Source organism: bacterium (genome assembly GCA_041649255.1).
Classification (GTDB): Bacteria; Hydrothermota; UBA3073; order JACQXS01; family JAQTXJ01; genus JAQTXJ01.
Genome location: JBAZNK010000012.1, coordinates 48,145 through 65,731 on the forward strand (window position 1 = coordinate 48,145; position 17,587 = coordinate 65,731).

General features: G+C 38.7%; 12 protein-coding genes. 10 read left to right on the plus strand and 2 right to left on the minus strand.

The window, feature by feature from the left end:
• The first annotated feature begins 142 nt into the window (after nt 1-142).
• The 6 genes from WC614_09075 (at nt 143) to WC614_09100 (ending at nt 5,799) form a co-directional block, all read left to right on the plus strand.
• Entirely contained in the window at nt 143-1,252 is a 1,110-nt protein-coding gene (locus WC614_09075; GenBank protein ID MFA5033159.1) for an ABC transporter substrate-binding protein, read from the plus strand.
• 180 nt (nt 1,253-1,432) lie between these two features.
• Entirely contained in the window at nt 1,433-3,859 is a 2,427-nt protein-coding gene (locus WC614_09080) for an ATP-binding protein (protein MFA5033160.1), read from the plus strand.
• Between the two features lie 61 nt (nt 3,860-3,920).
• Nucleotides 3,921-4,754: an exonuclease domain-containing protein gene (locus tag WC614_09085; GenBank protein ID MFA5033161.1), complete on the plus strand. Its 834-nt coding sequence runs from the start codon at nt 3,921-3,923 to the stop codon at nt 4,752-4,754.
• Between the two features lie 2 nt (nt 4,755-4,756).
• On the plus strand, nt 4,757-4,960 hold the full coding sequence (locus WC614_09090) for a DUF6485 family protein (protein MFA5033162.1): 204 nt from the start codon (nt 4,757-4,759) through the stop codon (nt 4,958-4,960).
• A gap of 121 nt (nt 4,961-5,081) precedes the next feature.
• Nucleotides 5,082-5,291, plus strand: a complete 210-nt coding sequence (locus tag WC614_09095) for a hypothetical protein (GenBank protein MFA5033163.1) — start codon at nt 5,082-5,084, stop codon at nt 5,289-5,291.
• 226 nt (nt 5,292-5,517) lie between these two features.
• Nucleotides 5,518-5,799 carry a helix-hairpin-helix domain-containing protein gene (locus WC614_09100; GenBank protein ID MFA5033164.1) on the plus strand — a complete coding sequence of 94 codons (282 nt, stop codon included), beginning with the start codon at nt 5,518-5,520 and terminating at the stop codon, nt 5,797-5,799.
• A 365-nt stretch (nt 5,800-6,164) separates the two neighbouring features.
• Here WC614_09100 and WC614_09105 read toward each other — a convergent pair whose 3' ends face one another.
• Nucleotides 6,165-7,577, minus strand: coding sequence for a DUF6029 family protein (locus WC614_09105; GenBank protein MFA5033165.1), 1,413 nt, complete (start codon nt 7,575-7,577; stop codon nt 6,165-6,167).
• 4 nt (nt 7,578-7,581) lie between these two features.
• Nucleotides 7,582-8,076 carry a TlpA disulfide reductase family protein gene (locus tag WC614_09110; GenBank protein ID MFA5033166.1) on the minus strand — a complete coding sequence of 165 codons (495 nt, stop codon included), beginning with the start codon at nt 8,074-8,076 and terminating at the stop codon, nt 7,582-7,584.
• Between the two features lie 484 nt (nt 8,077-8,560).
• Here WC614_09110 and WC614_09115 point away from each other — a divergent pair, with 484 nt between their 5' ends.
• From WC614_09115 to WC614_09130, 4 genes are all read left to right on the plus strand, one after another.
• Nucleotides 8,561-10,705, plus strand: a complete 2,145-nt coding sequence (locus WC614_09115; GenBank protein MFA5033167.1) for a T9SS type A sorting domain-containing protein — start codon at nt 8,561-8,563, stop codon at nt 10,703-10,705.
• A gap of 44 nt (nt 10,706-10,749) precedes the next feature.
• Nucleotides 10,750-13,524 carry a T9SS type A sorting domain-containing protein gene (locus tag WC614_09120; GenBank protein MFA5033168.1) on the plus strand — a complete coding sequence of 925 codons (2,775 nt, stop codon included), beginning with the start codon at nt 10,750-10,752 and terminating at the stop codon, nt 13,522-13,524.
• A 500-nt stretch (nt 13,525-14,024) separates the two neighbouring features.
• A complete protein-coding gene (locus tag WC614_09125) occupies nt 14,025-15,842 on the plus strand; it encodes an ABC transporter ATP-binding protein (GenBank protein MFA5033169.1) in 1,818 nt (605 codons plus the stop codon).
• Complete coding sequence (locus WC614_09130) at nt 15,835-17,574, plus strand: ABC transporter ATP-binding protein (GenBank protein MFA5033170.1); 1,740 nt, start codon at nt 15,835-15,837, stop codon at nt 17,572-17,574. The genes WC614_09125 and WC614_09130 overlap by 8 nt, the downstream gene beginning before the upstream one ends.
• Nucleotides 17,575-17,587 lie beyond the last annotated feature (13 nt).

Consider the following 17,587-nt stretch of genomic DNA (forward strand, 5'->3'; position numbering starts at 1 on the left):
TATTAGAATAAATAAAACTGTGTTAACTAATGGAGTTTGTAAAACTTTATGTGGTAGGCTTGTAGTATCTATCATCCGAAGATATCCATTTTTGAAAGTAATAGAAATTATAAAAAGTATAAAAAAGTAGGGAGGAGAGAAGATGAAAAGAGTATGTCTCGTGGCAGTAGCAGTATTAGGAGTATTTGTTTTTGGGTGTGCTAAAAAACCAATAAAAATAGGAGTTATCGTTCCGCTTTCAGGTTCAATATCTTCATACGGAGATATGTGTCTCAAGGGAATACAGCTTGCAATAGAAGGTATTAACAAAAAAGGCGGTATAAATTCCAGTCAGGTTGAATTGTTAGTGGAAGACGATAAAGGTGATCCCGATGCAGCAGAAGTGGCGATTGAGAAGTTAGATAAAGCCGGAGTAGTTGCAGTAATAGGGCCTTTGACGACAACAAACGTAATAAACATTGCGGAGTATGCGGATAAAGTCGGGTTACCGGTTTTAACACCTTCAGCTACCGGCGTTGAAGCTACAAGAGATAGACAATGGGTGTGGAGAATATCCTGCACCGATATGGCGCAGGGAATAGCGCTTGCAACTTTTGCAAAAGAGGATTTAAGATTTGCTACCGCATGCATAATATTTGATGCAGGGGATCCTTATTCAATCGGATTGACTGAAAGTTTTGAAGCTGAATTTACGAAATTGGGCGGGAAAATACTCCTTAAAACAACGATTACCCCGGGAGATACGGCTTTTGAAGCCCCACTTAAAGTCGTAAAAGAACAGAAACCGGATTTTATAGTAGTGCCGTTGTTCTACAACAATGCAGGAATTCTTATAAAGAAAGCAAGAAATATGGGATTAGAACAGCCCTTTATGGGCGGAGATGGACTGGATTCCCCGGAATTACAGAAGTTAGTCGGGAACAAAAAGGGCGCAATTTATTATTCAACTCATTTCTTCTACAATTATGGTTTAGCAGAAGTCCAGGATTTCTTGCATAGTTTCTGGGATAAGTACGGAAACGAACCGCAGACATTCTCGGCATTAGGATTTGATGCCACGAGAATAGTTGAAAAAACTTTTGTCACGGCAAAAGAATGTTCCAGAAAGGCATTTAAGGAAAACATCGGCAAAATAGGTCTTACGGGCGCTACCGGAATTATAAGTTTTACCGAAAATAAAGACCCGAGAAGAAGCTTGATGGTGTTGAAGTTTGAACCCGGTAAGCCTATTGAAACGGCAAGAGTATTCTAATTTGTAGTTGTTTGCGGTTGAGCAATTAAATATCTTTCCTGTCTGCGTCAGGTAGGTTGACCCCATAATATTTTTATATTTTGAACCTTGATAAAAGTAAAAAGGATTGACATTTAATTAGTAATAGAGTAATGTCTTTTTTAATTATTGTTTAATTGAATATTAATTAGGAGGAAGAACATGGCGTATAAGTTAAAGAAAGCAATTCGAAAAGAAGAATTACCTATAAGTAAATTGAAATATATATGTGACGAATCGTTTCTTGATTTCAAAACCACTGCTGAAATCAAATTGAGACCTGAAATAATCGGACAAACTCGAGCAATAAACGCGTTGAGAGTTGGTTTGGATATAGACAGTTCCGGCTATAATATATTCGTGACCGGTGAAATAGGAACAGGAAGAAAAACTACGGTTAAAAGACTTATAAAAGAATCTCCGAGAACAAAAAATATATCTAAAGATAAATGCTACGTAAATAATTTTAAGAATCCTGACGAGCCCATCCTTATTAGTTTTTCTGCAGGAGAAGGAAGAGTTTTTAAAAAAGAGATGCATGGGTTGATACAGTATCTCGTAAAGTCTATACCTGCAGTATTTGAGAGTAAAGAATATGATAAAAAGAAAAAAGAAATAATAGAAGAATACAAAAAGAAAGAAAAAGAAGTCGGCGAAATTTTTGAAAAAGAAGCTGAAAGCGCAGGATTTACGATAATGCAGGTCCAGACAGGCCAATATGTAAGGCCAAGTCTTGTCCCTTTAATAGATGGAAAACCGGCAGACGTCCAGAAACTTAAGCTTGAAGGTAAAAAGGATAAAATAAAAAAGATAGAAGAAGATTATACACGATTGAACGGGAGATTGGAAGCGACTCTAAAATCCATAAGAAAAATTGAAATTTCACTTGAAGACAGAATGAGACAATTAGAACTGGAACATGTTTTGCCTATTATAGAGCATAGGATAGAAGAAATAAAAGCCCAGCATAAGAACGAAAAATTAAACAAATATCTTGATGATATAAAAGTAGATATCATAGATAACATCGGAAAGTTTTTAGAACAGAAAAAATCAGAAGAAGAAGATACGTTCCGCAGATACTATGTTAACTTGGTTGTCGACAATTACGGGAAAAAATGCGCACCCGTTATTTTTGAGACTTCGCCGACTTACCGTAACTTATTTGGAGGCATAGAATCAAGATTAAATGCTTACGGGGAATGGGGCGCGGATTTTATGGACGTGAAAGCGGGATCTATTTTGAAAGCAGAAGGCGGGTTTCTGATAATAGATGCTATGGATACTCTTATAGAGCCTGGTGTATGGACAAACTTAAAACGAATACTTAGAAATCGTAAATTGGATGTCCAGAATTATAATCCTTCTTATATGTTTTCTGTTTCCGGATTAAAACCTGAAGCAGTGGATATTGACGTAAAAGTAGTTATGGTAGGACCTTTCCATTTATATAATTTGTTATACGAATACGACGAAGATTTCAAAAAGATATTCAAAATACGTGCGGATTTTGACTCGAGTATGGAAGTAAGAAAGGATACAATAAAAGAATATGCCAATTTTATAAAGAAAATAGTAGAGAAAGAACAATTGCTTAATTTTGACAGGGCTGCCTGTCTGCAAATAATAGAATACGGTATGCGTCTTGCGAGGAAACAGGATAAACTTTCTACCCAGTTTCATCATATAGCGGATTTACTTTGCGAAGCCAATTACTGGACAAAAAGGGATAATAAAACTTTAATTACAGAAGATTATGTTAAGAAAGCGGTATATCAAAAGTTTGAACGCAGCCGACTAATTGAAGAAAAAATAGAAGAAATGTTGGCCGACGGTACGATTATGATTGATATCTCCGGCAGCGTAATCGGACAGGTTAATGGCTTGTCGGTATACGATGCGGGAGATTATGCGTTCGGAAAACCCGCCAGAATTACCGCAAAAGTGGGAGTCGGGGATGCGGGAATAATCAACATAGAACGGGAAGCAGAATTAAGCGGGAAAATTCATAACAAAGGAGTATTAATACTTTCCGGTTATCTGAGAGGAAAATACGCCCAGGATAAACCGTTGATTTTAAGCGCCAGTCTTTGTTTTGAACAGTCATACGGCGGGGTAGAGGGAGATTCCGCTTCTTCTACGGAATTATATGCGCTTATTTCGGCTCTCTCGGGATTACCGCTAAGACAGGATATCGCGGTCACGGGTTCCGTAAATCAAAAAGGCGAAATACAGGCAATCGGCGGGGTAACTGAAAAGGTAGAAGGTTTTTACGGGATATGTAAAATCAGAGGTTTCACGGGGAAACAGGGAGTTATGATTCCGCACCAGAACGTTAAAGACCTTATGTTGCTGGATGAGGTTGTTAAAGCAGTAAAACAGGGTAAATTCCATATATATGCAATAAAGAGTATTGACGAAGGGGTTGAAGTATTAACCGGGATTAAAGCAGGTGACCTGGAAAAAACCGGCAGTTATGAAAAGGGAACTATAAACTGGCTGGTAAGTGAACGGCTGGAAGATTTCATACAGAAATGGCGCTCTTTTTCCGGTGGTAACGAAAAAAAGAAAAAGAAAAGAAAAAAATAGACCGGATTGTTGCAGTTACGGGATACCGTAACATATCGTCCCGTAACGGATATATTGTGGGATGCGATTAAGCGAAGACTTACCGTTAAATAAAGTTCCGTTCGTTTTCCTCGATGTTGAGACTACAGGGCTTCATCCACATTACGGCGACAGGATATGCGAAATCGGATTACTCAAAGTCGTCAGCAATAGAACTTCCGATTCCTACCATACGCTTATAAATCCGTATGTTCCAATTTCTATCGGAGCTTTTATGGTTAACCATATCACTTCCGATATGGTTAAATACGCGCCTGCTTTCAGTGAAGTCACGGATAAGTTTTTTAAGTTCATAGAAAATTCCGTAATTGTAGCGCATAATGCACCTTTTGATTTGAATTTTATCGGGTCGCAATTGAACGGGTTAAGAATGAAGTTCCCCAAAAACATAGTTATTGATACGTTAACGTTGGCAAGAACGTATTTTCAATTTCCTTCAAATAGTTTGAGTAATATTGCTTCGCATTTTGGCATAAATGCCGTGCATTCCCACAGGGCAATGGAAGACGCAATATTGACACGGAAGATTTTTTATATATTTTTAAAAGAGTTTAAAAGAAAATATAATCTGGATACGTTGTACCAGCTTCTGGAATTTAACGGAGGAACGGTAACGTTTCCGACTTATGGGGAATTAATATTGCCGCCGGAAGTTGAAGAAGCGATAAAATGGGACAGAAAGCTAAGAATCAGGTATATGTCGGAAGAGGGAAAACATACCGTTCGGACGATAAAACCAATAGAAATTGCCCCGCACAAGGATTATACGTATCTTGTTGCCCATTGTTTCTTGAGAGAACAGAGAAGAACTTTCAGGATGGATAGAATTTTATCTATCAAAGTCGTAAAGGAGTGATTATGGAATGTAAACAAAGTAGAAATGTAAAAAGCTGTAATTGTTCATACGGTGGATGTTCCAGAAAAGGAACTTGCTGTGATTGTTTACAGTATCATCTCGGGATGAGGGAACTGCCTGCGTGTTTTTTCCCTGAAGCCGAAGAACGAACGTATAACCGTTCGTTTGAGAAGTTTGCGGAACTGGTGAAGAACAAGAAAGTTTAAGACGGAAAAATCGTTATTAGTTATTCGAAAAATAGTGAATAGGAAAATCTCCGAATAACGAATATACTAATATCCTAATAACGACTTGTGGTAAAGACGGGCAATTTAAAATGGAGGGGAAATGAAAAAGAGAAGTGCAGTTTTAATTATTGTCGGGTGCGCGTTGGCGTTTCAGTTTAATTTTCTTAGGACGACGGGTGCGATACAACCTTCTTCACACTGGAACTGGAAGTATGACATTTCGGGGATGTTGTCGGTTATCGGTGCGATAATAGGAATAATAGGCGCAGTTAGTTTAATGAAGGCATTAAGAAAATCCAAAAACGGTTGAGGCCTTTTTCCTAAATAACCTGCGGGGCAGAGAAAATGGAGTTAAGTTAGTTGAGTCAGTATAGTTAGTTGAGTTAGTGATAAACAGAGAACGGAAAGATTAGCCACGAAAACACTAAAACACAAAGAAAAAACACGAAAAACAGACAACAGAATTTTGGGTACGCAGGTATGCCATATTTAGATTATAAAAAGAAAGATTATCGCAGAAAACAAGGAGATAAGTTATGAAAAAGGAATTAAAATCATTAACATCTTTACCCAATATCGGGAAAACGACAATGGAGAAGTTACATAAGATAGGCATTAATACGACGGATGAGTTTCTATCAAGAGACCCGTACGAAGTGTTTGACGAGTTACTGAAAAAAGTCGACCCTACTTTGTGCAGGTGTGCCCTGGCGGGGATTGTCGGCGCAAAACTTGGAGTGCCCTGGCATAAAGTAACGAAAAAATCTGCGGCTGAGTTCGAGAAACGACATCCGGATTTTAAATGGGGAAAGTGTTAACGGGGTAAAACAGCAACAGAAAAACAGAGAACCACGAAAGTATGAAAGTATGAAAGAGCACGAAAAACGAATAGCAAAAAGAATTTAACAGGGATTGAAAGAGACTTGAAGAGATAAAAAGCAGAAAGAATTTTGGACGCAGATCATCGCAGATTTCCCAGCAAAGTTGGGTAACTTGGAGTAATGTCCCTGATGGGACAAACTCCAAGTAAACAGGAAAATAAAAGGAAAGAAAAAATAGGATCAACAGATGAGGATTTCCGCGGGGAGGAGAAATAGAGAACAGAGGGCACAGAGAACAAAAAATTTAGACAGGATTAACAGGATTATAAAAAAGTTAGAGGGTAAAAAAGAACAGAGAGAGATTAGAAGTTGATGCTTATTTTTGCTTTCAAGCCTTCATAAGGTTCTACCCATCTACAACTTCCCCCGGAGCAGACAAGCCCGCCTTTTTCGTTGCCATACCATATTTCGCCGAGGACTTTATCCACGACGTTGATTTTTAATCCTATACCGTACCATAGTTTTCCCGGGGATTTTAATTCCTCGGGTGCTTCTTTAGAACGTACAGTATAAGTTGAGTAAAGAGCAAATTGTTCGTTTATAAAGAAATCTAATCCGAATCCTGTGTCATAAAAATCTACCGTTGAGTTTTCCAATGAAGTTCCGGTTACCTTTAATAAGGAGACCTCTGCTTTAAACATTTTAATTTCCCCGATAAGCTCGCCTTCTATTTCTTGTTTATTTTTATAGTGAATATCAATTGCCGAATCAAAGTCAGCCATCCTGAAAGAAGCGTTTATATCTTTAAATTCTACATCTGCAGAGCCTTCAAGCAGACCTCTCCTTTTGTCGGTTATAGGGGCTTTTTCCAATCGGGTAAGGGTATTTGAAAAGTAAGCATTAGCAATAAGTTCATCAAAAGCTTTTTGTAAGCTGAATTTATATCCCCATTCGTCTTTGCCTTCGTTTATTGAATACTCGTTTTTATTTAGAGTGGGCAAAGAAGCATATTTATAAGTGTTAAGTTGTTCATAGTACAAACCTTGCATTCCCACAATACAAGAGCCTAAATAGATTTTTGTATTTAAGTGTCCCCCGTAGCCTAAAGTATCAAGTGTATCCGAATTTGTTTTTCTCAACCCTTCTGCATTGAATTCACACCAGCTGGTATTTAATTTTACTTCTCCTCCGATTAAAGTCATATAACTTTGAGGACCACCTGCCCATAATGATTTTATTAGTCCTATTCCCCGAATATTAAAAATAGTTTGAATTTTTGAGATTGGAACGGATAGATTTACTCCACCTAATTTATCTAATGTATCGTTCGTTATGCCATATTTCTGGTTAGCTCTATCTATTATCCATGGGGTTCCATATATTTCCGAAACGGTAACGCATCCAAGTTTTGTAGATGCCATTGCACCGTTAATTCTTCGTTCAAAACCTTTGGATTCAATGGCTGTCATACCAAGCATAAGTCCATTGCCGTAAGTTTGATAAAAATCACCAAGCAGGAAAGAGACACTTGGAGCTTCAAAAGAGATACGTTTTTTTACGTAGATTTTTCTGTCCAGATACAATGTTTCAAAGAATCCATTAAAATAATTCCACTGCGCGCTGAGAGAGAGAGTATTTTCTATTGAAGCAGTGTCAATTTTGGTTGTGGTATCTACGGTTTCTTTTTTCCAACCCCAAACACTCAGGTCGTTTGAAAATTTACTGCTTACTTCAGGGGTTTGGGTAAAAAGACTGAGAATTAAAAGAAAGTTCACGGTGTTATTTTGTTTCCGAAGATACTGGAGTAACGGTACTATCCATAGGACAGGACTTTAACAATTCTATTAATTTCTTGCGGATTAATTGTTCGTCTCCTTTTTTATATCCTACGTGGTCATAAACTATTTTCCTGCCGGGGCCGATTATGAAAGCGTGTGGGATTGCTTTGATCTGCAAAGCTTCCGCGACTTTTTTATTTTCATCACAAAGAGTTAAAAACTTCCATTTATGGAGTTTTACTACTGTTTTCACTTCGTTCCGGCTATAAGCAGGATTTTGATTTATACTGAGAAAAGTTACGTTTTTGAACTCATCTTGTAGCTTATTAAAAGTATCAAGACTTTTTATACACGGTTTGCACCATGTGCCCCAGAAATCCATAACGACGTATCCGTTTTGCACAAGGGAGTCCAATACGACAGTTTTGCCCTCAATAGAGGGTATGCTGAAGTTAGGAGCTTCTGCACAGATAAGAGCGCTTAGTATCCACCACATAGTATAATGTTTATGTATCCATATTATATTTTTGTCAATAGTTTTTTAAAAAAATAACTAATCTGCTACTAAAGTCCAGCTGAGCTGGATAAGTTGGACTAAAGCTCTGCTTTCGTCATAACTAAAGTCCAACTAAACACTAAAACACGAAAAACAGACAGTAAGAATTGTAATTAGTAGAGGTTGATAGTAATTTATTGTAACAGAAAACAAATAACCACGAAAATAGAAAAGAAATATAGAAAGACACGAAAGACAGATAAGGATTTTCGCAGAAAATAGAAAGCTACAGAATTAAAAACAAACAGAGAATGGAAAAATTTTCAACCGTCCTGATAAATAGTTTGAAGGTTATTTTGTCCTTGACTTTTGTCATTTTCGCGATAAATATGTTGTGAGTTAACATACATAAAGGGAGAGAAGTTGAAAGAAGTAGGCAGTAGAAAGTATACAGCAAGAAAGGGGAAAAACCGGAGGAGGAAAGATGAGAAAGAATATTTTTTTTGCGATTTTTGGTTTTAGTGTGATTACGTGTAATATTTATGGACAGCATGCAGGATGGGCTAATTACACTTACGGCGGACAATATATCACGGCTGTTGCCGATAACGGGAATGAATTATGGATTGGCACCTGTGGTGGTGGACTCATAAAAATGAACGAAACTACCGGGGATATGATATTTTATAATCACGCAAATTCGGGGCTGCCGGATAACACTATTCGCGCACTTGCGATAGAAGGAAGCAATGTCTGGATAGGTACTTATTATGGAGGTCTTGCAAAGTTTGACGGAACTAACTGGACTCTTTATAACACCTCAAATTCAGTTTTGCTTTGCGATAGCGTTTATGCCCTTGGGATACAAGGAAGTAATATATGGGTTGGAACTGAGGATGATCTTTTGAAGTTTGACGGGACAAGCTGGACAGTGTTTTCCGGTTACGAAGCCAGGACTCTTGCGATAGAAGGAAGTAATATTTGGATTGGTACCGATGGTGGACTTTTGAAGTTTGACGGCACCACCTGGACTACCTTCAACACCTCAAATTCCGGTTTGCCTCATAACATTGTTTTTTCTATCAAGATAGATGGAAGCGATAAATGGATTGGCACTTATGGAGGAGGTCTTGCAAAGTTTAACGGGACGAACTGGACGGTGTATAACGAATCAAATTCCGACTTGCCTGATAACCGTATTTATACTCTTGGGATAGAGGGAAGTACTATCTGGATAGGTACTTATGAAAATGGTCTTGTGAAGTTTGACGGTACGAATTGGACCCTTTATCATATGGGCAATTCGGGTTTGCCTGACGATGAGGTTTATTCTATTGGGATAGACGGGACGACTGGCGTAAAATGGGTTGGCACCGCTAACGGGCTTGCAAAGTTTGACGGGACTACCTGGACTCCGTTCAACACTTTAAATTCCGGCTTGCCGGATAATTTTATCAGGGCTATTGCAGTAGAAGGAAATAATAAATGGATTGGTACTAATGGTGGTGGACTTGCGAAGTTTGATGGAACGAACTGGACGGCATTCAATCACGCAAATTCCGGGTTGCCTTCTAACTATGTCTGGGCTCTTGGGATAGAGGGAAATAATAAATGGATTGGCACTTACGGTGGTCTTGCTAAATTTGACGCGACAAACTGGACAGTTTACGACACCTCTAATTCCGTTTTAACGGATAACTTTGTCACTACTATTGAGATAGAAGGGAACAATGTATGGATTGGAACTTACGGCGGTGGTATTGCGAAATTTAACGGGACGAATTGGACTGTATATAATAAATTGAATTCCGGGTTGCCTTGCGATACCGTTTATATTATTGCAATACAGGGAACGACCGGCGATAAATGGATCGGCACTGAGGGTGGTGGACTTGCAAAGTTTGACGGAACGAATTGGACAGTGTATGACACCTCAAATTCAGGATTGCCGTTTAATTATGTAGGTGCTCTTGGCATAGAAGGAAATAATGTCTGGATAGGAGCCAATTGTACAGGGCTTACAAAGTTTGACGGTGCTAATTGGACGGTGTATGATACTTCAAATTCAGGCTTGCCTAATGATGAAGTCAATGTTATTGCGATACAAGGAAATAATAAATGGATTGGCACTGATAACGGTGGTCTCGCAAAGTTTGACGGGACGAACTGGATGGTATTCAATAAATTAAATTCCGGGTTGCCGGATGACGATGTTTATGCTCTTGCGATAGAAGGAAGCAAAATTTGGATTGGCACGGATGGCTATGGAGGTCTTGCGGTATATAATACGACAGGGGTAGAAGAACCATCAATTTCGGATTTTGGATTGCGGAATGCGGATTTGAAAATAAGACGGAATCCGTTTTTTCAATCAACTGTTATCAGTTACTCCATACCTGCTAAAGGTAAAGTGGAATTAACGGTTTACGATATTTCAGGGAGAACAGTGAAAACATTAGTTGATGGGGAAAAAGAGGCGGGGAGTTATAGTATTAAACTGAATGCAAAAGAATTGAAAACGGGAATATATTTTGTGAGACTGGATGCAGTTTGTCATTCTGGATCCGCCTCAGGCGGAGAAGAATCTAATATAATAACTATGACAAAGAAATTGATTTTGATGAAATAACGAAGATAATGGTTATAAGATAAAAAAAAGGAGGAGGATTAAATATGATAAGTTTTTTAATTATAACCATTATTATCTCGATGGGGAAAACAACACCTTTCGGGATACAAAGAGGGATAGAAATCCCGAGAAATATTATTGATAAGCATCCGGGATATATGAGACAACCCCGCGAAAACATATGGACTTTGGGACACCCTTTAAATGAAAAAAAGACAACATATAAAATATATAAAAACCCGGGACAGGATTTTTCTGCTTGTAATTTTGTTTTGCCTTCTACGGGTGAATTTTTACTTGATACTAATGTTGCGTATGGGCCCGCTTTTTTCGACCAAGTGCTTACACGATCGAATTCCATTGCTTTTGACGGCACAAATTATCTCGTAGTCTGGGAAGAATACCGTTCGGACCCCGATTCTTCCGATATATGGGGAACACGGATAAGCCAGGACGGGACGGTTTTAGATCCGGCAGGATTTCCCATTTCGACTGCAGGAGGCGGACAAGCCTATCCTTCCATAGCTTTTGATGGCACAAATTATCTCGTAGTTTGGATAGATGAACGCAATGACTCTTATTACAAGGATATTTATGGGACTCGTGTTTCTAAATCCGGGACAGTGCTTGATCCGACAGGCATAGCTATTTCAACTTCAGGTTATGCAGAAGATACGCCATGCGTAATCTGGGGAAGCGATGATTATTTTGTAACATGGATGGAATTTTGGGGAAGTTACGGGTATCACATTTTGGGTACACGAGTTAGTCCGGATGGAACAATCCTTAACCCGGGAGGAATTCCAATATCAAACGTATCAGGAAATAAATCGGGTATTTCCGGAGCATTTGACGGAACAAATTATTTTCTGGTATGGCGAAGCAACCAGAATGATACGCCTGTAATTTATGGGACAAGAATAAGCAAAACAGGAACCGTCTTAAATACTTCAGGAATCCAAATTTCAAGCAAAATATATGATGCAGTTGCTCCTTCCGTAGCTTTTGACGGGATAAATTATCTTGTAACATGGACGGACTTGAAAGCCTATAACTATAATATTTATGGTTCAAGGGTAAACAAGTCAGGTGTAATTTTAGATACTTCGGCAATTCCTATTTCAACTACAATAGACGACCAGTTTTTTTCTTCCATTGCTTTTGACGGCACGAATTATCTCGTAGTATGGGGCGATAGCCGTGGTAATGGCGAGGTTTACGGCACAAGAATAAATAAATCCGGCGTCGTTCTTGATACCCAGGGAATCATATTGTCACCTCCAAACGCAACCAAATGGGGAAGTCCTTCCTCCATTGCTTTTGGAGATGCAAATTATTTTTTGGTGTGGGAAAATGAAATCAACTATGAATATGATGTTTGTGGTACCCGTATAGACACTTCGGGTAAAGCTTTGGATACTTCGGGAATTATTGTCTCAACCGCGGCATATTCTCAATGGCTTTCCTCTACGGCTTTTGGCGGGACAAATTATTTATCGGTGTATTATGATTCGCGGAACAATGGAAGTGTTTATGCCACAAGATTGGATTCTTCGGGTAATGTTTTAGACCCTACAGGAATTCTTATTTCGTCTACAACAACGGATTATTATTATCCTTTTGCAAAACCGGCCGTAGCTTTTGACGGGACAAATTATTTGACAGTATGGAGCGATGATAGAAACGGAGAAGATAATAGTGATATTTACGGTGTCCGGGTGAGTCCGGCAGGAAATACTTTGGGAGAATTCCCGATTTCGACTTTGCCGGGTTGGAAAGCAATGCCCTCGGTTGCGTTTGGCGGGAACAACTATTTTGCGGTATGGTATAGCGACTCAATTCCCAGACTTAGGGGTGCAAGAATTACTCCTTCGGGAACCGTATTGGACCCGCAGGGAATAACTATTGATAATTATGGGCAATATGCTTCTATTGGGTTCGATGGGACTAATTATTTTGTTTCTTATGCCGGAGTATTAGAAGATTCTTCTTATTATGAATATGGAGTTTGTGCATCAATAATAGATACGACAGGAACGGTCTTAAATAAGATTTTTGTCTCTCCTTCCCTTTCTCCTTATTCTCTGGCTTTTGATGGCAAAAACTATCTTATATTAGGAATGCTTGATATTACCGGGATGGGTGAAAATTCCGATATTTATGGAATTCGGGTAACTTCCGGAGGAGTGGTGTTAGATACAACCCCGATTTTTATCACTGGCAATTCATGGGATGAGAGATATTGCTCTGCATGTTTTGACGGGACTAATTTTGTTATCGTGTGGGAAGATTTCAGAAACGGAATGAATAATTCTGATATATATGGATGCTCGATGGACACGTCCGGAAAGGTAGTTAATCGTTTTCTGGTAACCAACCAAACAGGCTACCAACTTTTTCCAACATTAACAAAAGGACCGGGCGCTCAATTACTTACTACATATTCGGGCTGGACACCGGCGCCATATAATACAATTCGAGTGTGGGGAAAACTTTCCCCGTTCATTGGAGTGGAAGAAACATCGAATTCGGATTTTGGGTTGCGGAGTGCAGATTTGAAAATAGGACAAAACCCATTTATTAGGTCGACAATTATAAGTTATAAGATACCTGCGAATTTCAGATCTCGATTAACGAATACACGATTAACGATTTACGATTTAACGGGGCGATGCGTAAAGACATTAGTTGATGGGGAAAAAGAGGCGGGAAGTTATAGTATTAGTCTGAATGCAAAAGAATTAAAAACAGGAGTGTATTTTGTGAGACTGGATGCCGGCACATTCAAAGCGACAAAGAAGATTACGGTTATAAGATAATAAAACAAAAGACAGAAAGAACTCCTTTGCCACAAAGACACTAAAGCACGAAAAAAACAAGTGTTTATAAATTATTTTCTTGACAAAATATTGAGAATGAATAATGTAACACCCTAATAAATATTTTGTAAAAAGAAATGGAAAAATAAACTATGAGAAAATATAAACTTCCTGTGAGGGAGAGTGTATATGGGTAAATAGACGTTAATTGATTTCTATTAGCCATCCGGCACTCTTCAGGAGTGCAGGGTGGCTTTTTTTTTGCCAAAATGCTAATGGTAAACAAAAAGATTAACCACCCCGCTCCTCCTCAGGCGGACGGGGTAAACTCCGGACACTGAGAACGGAAAGTCGGAGGGTTAAAAAAAGAACAGAGAACAGAATAGAAATAGAGAGCACAGAGGAAAAGAGCAGAGAAAACAGAAAGCAAAAAGTACAGAAAGTGTGAATGGTAGAAAATAGCAGAAAAGAAAAAACAGAAGCAATAAGGGATTAAAACTATGTGGGACGACGAAAACATATTTTCCTCGGAAGAGGACGAAGTAAAGAACCAGGGGTCGCTTAAAAAGCTACTTGGCGGACTTCTGCCATATTTTGCTAAGTACCGCATCCAGATTATTACGGCTACTTTACTGTTGCTATTCTCGAGCGTTTTAACGCTGCTCGGGCCTCTTTTGCTAAGGCAGGCAATTGATGTGGATATCAAAACAAGTAATATTCCGGGGTTGGTTCGCACGTCCTTAATTTATCTCATCCTGCAGGTTATGATTGTCGTTATCGGATATTTTATGCGTATTTCGCTTGCGGCAGTTGGTGAAAAAACGGTGATGTTATTAAAGGAGAATCTCTATAAATATATTCTGAAACTGCCAATGTCGTTTTTTGATAAAAATCCCGCAGGTAAACTTTTAAGTCGCGTTGAATCCGATACTGAGGTTCTGAAAAGTTTGTTTACCAGCAGCACGGTTACGCTTACTCAGGATTTAGTTATGCTTGTGGGAATGTCAGTCGTAATGATAATAATTAACGTTAAACTATATTTAGCGATTTTTATTTTATTGCCGTTTTTATTTTATATGTTCCAACGTTTCCAGAAAAAAATAAGACCCGTTTATCGTCAGACCCGTAAGGTAGTAAGCGAAATAAACAATTTTATTAAAGAAACACTTCAGGATTTGGTTGTAGTGCAAATATTTAATCGCCAGGGATATTTCGCAACGAGGATGGATAAATTAAGTTCCGAAAAATATAAGCGAGAATATGAGACAAGTAAACTATGGTCTAGACTCTGGTTTTCCGTTGACCTTGGTGAAGTTTTGGGACTTGTAATCGTTCTAAGCATAGGAGGACTCTGGGCATTAAAAGGATGGATTACCATCGGAACGCTTGTTCTTTTTATAAATTATATTTCAAGACTTTTTATGCCCGTAAGAGGTTTGTCAGAACAATTAAATGTTATTCAGAGGGCGTTTGCTTCGTCAGAAAGAATCTTTGCAATTATGGATGTTCCTCCGGAACCCGAAGTTCAAAAGTCTTTCTTTCTTCCGTCTCCGGAGTTAGAATCTCCGATTATTGAATTCAAGAAAGTAAATTTTGCGTATGAAGGCAGGGATTGGGTTTTGAAAGACATATCTTTGAGTATTAAGAAGGGTGAAAAGATTGCATTTGTAGGCGAAACCGGTGGAGGAAAGACTTCGATTATCAGTTTATTGTTGAAGTTTTATATCCCGCAATCAGGGGAGATTTTACTTCAGAACAGGAAACTGGAGGAAATTGATACCCGTGTTTTGCGTCACCGGATTGGGTTTGTGCCCCAGGATGTCGTGCTTTTCCCGGGGTCGGTATTTGATAACCTGAGATTATTCAACGAAAAAATTACTATGGAACAAGTTATATCTGCGACTCAAAAAGTGCAAATCCATAATATAATACTTAATTTCCCGCAAGGTTATGAGACCGACTTGCTTGAGCGCGGGATAAACCTTTCCATTGGGGAGCGTCAGCTTTTATCTTTTGCCAGAGCGCTGGTATTTTCGCCTGAAATTCTGATTCTTGACGAAGCAACTTCTTCCATTGACCCGCATACGGAAAGATTAATACAGGAAGGATTAAAAGAACTTTTGAAAGACAAAACGGCAATTATTATTGCGCACAGGTTGATAACGACCCGTAAAGTGGACAAAATTATCGTTATTCATTCCGGCACAATTCTTGAGCAGGGAACGCATATCGAACTTTTAAGACAAAAAGGATATTATTATAAACTACATAAACTTCAGTATCTTTCGGGGGCAGGGAGTGGTTCAAAAAATGTTTAATATACAATTTATTATAGATTTTTGGAAGCAAAGAAAAGGTAGATTTATTTTCCTGATTCTTTTTACTGCATTAGGAACAGGAATTTCACTGTCTTTTCCTTATATTTTAAAGCTTCTGATTGATGGGATCACTGCCCATCTTGCGCCCGGGAAAATACTTAAATACGCATTACTTCTTTTAGGTTTGGGGGCTTTGAGATCGGCAGTTTCTATGTGCCTACCGTTTTGCCGTGGGCTGACTAACGAATTATTTGCATGGCGTACGCGAAATAATATTTTTAAACGATTGCTTGTGCGTGACCATAATGCTACGCAGCGTTTCCCCCCCGGCGACGTTATCGCGAGAGTTGACCAGGATTTAACCGATTTATCGTGGTTTGCATGTTCGGGTATTTTCCGGCCTGTGGAAGCGATTTTTATAATCGTTGCAGCGTTAATAATTTTGATTAAGATTAATCCTTTTTTGACTATGGTTTCATTTGTGCCGGTGGCGAGTATAATTTTTGTCTGGTTGAAATTTGGCTCTACGATATATAAACGATATCTCAAATGGAGGGAAAAAATCTCCGAGACTCATAATCATTTGTCGGCGTCATTTTCCGGGATAAAACTTATAAAATCCTATACTACGGAAGAACAGAGCGTAAAGAGACTGCGACAAATTTTGGATGAACGAATAATTCAGGCGATTTCTGTGGTTAAAGTGGAGGCAAAAATAGGCATTTTTTATAGCGGGCTTTCCGAGTTTGGCACCCTTATCGTTTTATGGGTTGGCGGAATATTAGTTATAAAACACGCATTGACCTTAGGAGAATTTGTTGCATTTAATAGTTATATTTTGATGCTTATCGGCCCGGTAATTGATATCGGTGATTTCTTTGTTCTTGGGAAAAGAGCTCAAGGAGGAGCAAAACGAATCCGCGAAATATGTGAACATAAAACGGATGAAAGACCCGTTGCCGAAAATTCGGAGATTTTCAATTGGAAAGATATAACTTTATCTAACGTAAGCTTTTCATATAAAGAGGGCGAAAAAGCTGTGGATGTTTTGCAGGGTATAAATATGAAAATCACACCCGGCTCAAAAATAGGAATTGCCGGAACGGTGGGGTCGGGGAAGAGCACGCTTATAGAAACGTTATTGCGAATTATGAATCCGGGCGAAGGAAAAATCAAAATTAACGGTGTAGATATTAGAGAAGTTAACCTTGACAAACTGCGAGCGTTATTCGGGTATGTTCCGCAGGAATTGAATCTTTTCTCCGATACGATTTATAATAATATTGTTCTGGGAAGGGAAGTAGAGTCAAAGGAATCCGTTGAGCGGATGGCAGAAATTGCGCAATTGGGGTTCAAAGAATTTCCGAAAGGACTGGAAGAAAAGATAGGAGAATGGGGCTTAAAGCTTTCCGGTGGCGAGAAGCAAAGGGTTGCAATTGCCCGCGCGTTAATAGGAAGGCCGAAAATCCTTATACTGGATGATGCTACTTCAAGCCTTGACGTGGAAACCGAACAGCGATTAATTAAAGAGTTATTTACGCATACGAAGGATATGACATTAATTATCGTGTCTCACAGGCTCAGCACTTTAAGTATATGCGATATTGTTTACGTATTGGATAAGGGAAAAATTGTGGAAACGGGTACGCATAGTGAACTTTTAGACAAACAAAATTTGTATTGGAAACTTTATCGGCATCAGTTAATAGAGGAAGAATTGACAAAGGTATAATTATACTATAGGA

What these genes read in the sequence shown, in the direction of transcription:
- WC614_09095 (MFA5033163.1), top strand. Translation starts at nt 5,082, where the DNA reads ATGAAAAAGAGAAGTGCAGTTTTAATTATTGTCGGGTGCGCGTTGGCG.
- WC614_09125 (MFA5033169.1), top strand. Translation starts at nt 14,025, where the DNA reads ATGTGGGACGACGAAAACATATTTTCCTCGGAAGAGGACGAAGTAAAG.
- WC614_09130 (MFA5033170.1), top strand. Translation starts at nt 15,835, where the DNA reads ATGTTTAATATACAATTTATTATAGATTTTTGGAAGCAAAGAAAAGGT.
- WC614_09110 (MFA5033166.1), bottom strand. Translation starts at nt 8,076, where the DNA reads ATGTGGTGGATACTAAGCGCTCTTATCTGTGCAGAAGCTCCTAACTTC.
- WC614_09080 (MFA5033160.1), top strand. Translation starts at nt 1,433, where the DNA reads ATGGCGTATAAGTTAAAGAAAGCAATTCGAAAAGAAGAATTACCTATA.
- WC614_09100 (MFA5033164.1), top strand. Translation starts at nt 5,518, where the DNA reads ATGAAAAAGGAATTAAAATCATTAACATCTTTACCCAATATCGGGAAA.
- WC614_09090 (MFA5033162.1), top strand. Translation starts at nt 4,757, where the DNA reads ATGGAATGTAAACAAAGTAGAAATGTAAAAAGCTGTAATTGTTCATAC.
- WC614_09115 (MFA5033167.1), top strand. Translation starts at nt 8,561, where the DNA reads ATGAGAAAGAATATTTTTTTTGCGATTTTTGGTTTTAGTGTGATTACG.
- WC614_09075 (MFA5033159.1), top strand. Translation starts at nt 143, where the DNA reads ATGAAAAGAGTATGTCTCGTGGCAGTAGCAGTATTAGGAGTATTTGTT.
- WC614_09085 (MFA5033161.1), top strand. Translation starts at nt 3,921, where the DNA reads ATGCGATTAAGCGAAGACTTACCGTTAAATAAAGTTCCGTTCGTTTTC.
- WC614_09120 (MFA5033168.1), top strand. Translation starts at nt 10,750, where the DNA reads ATGATAAGTTTTTTAATTATAACCATTATTATCTCGATGGGGAAAACA.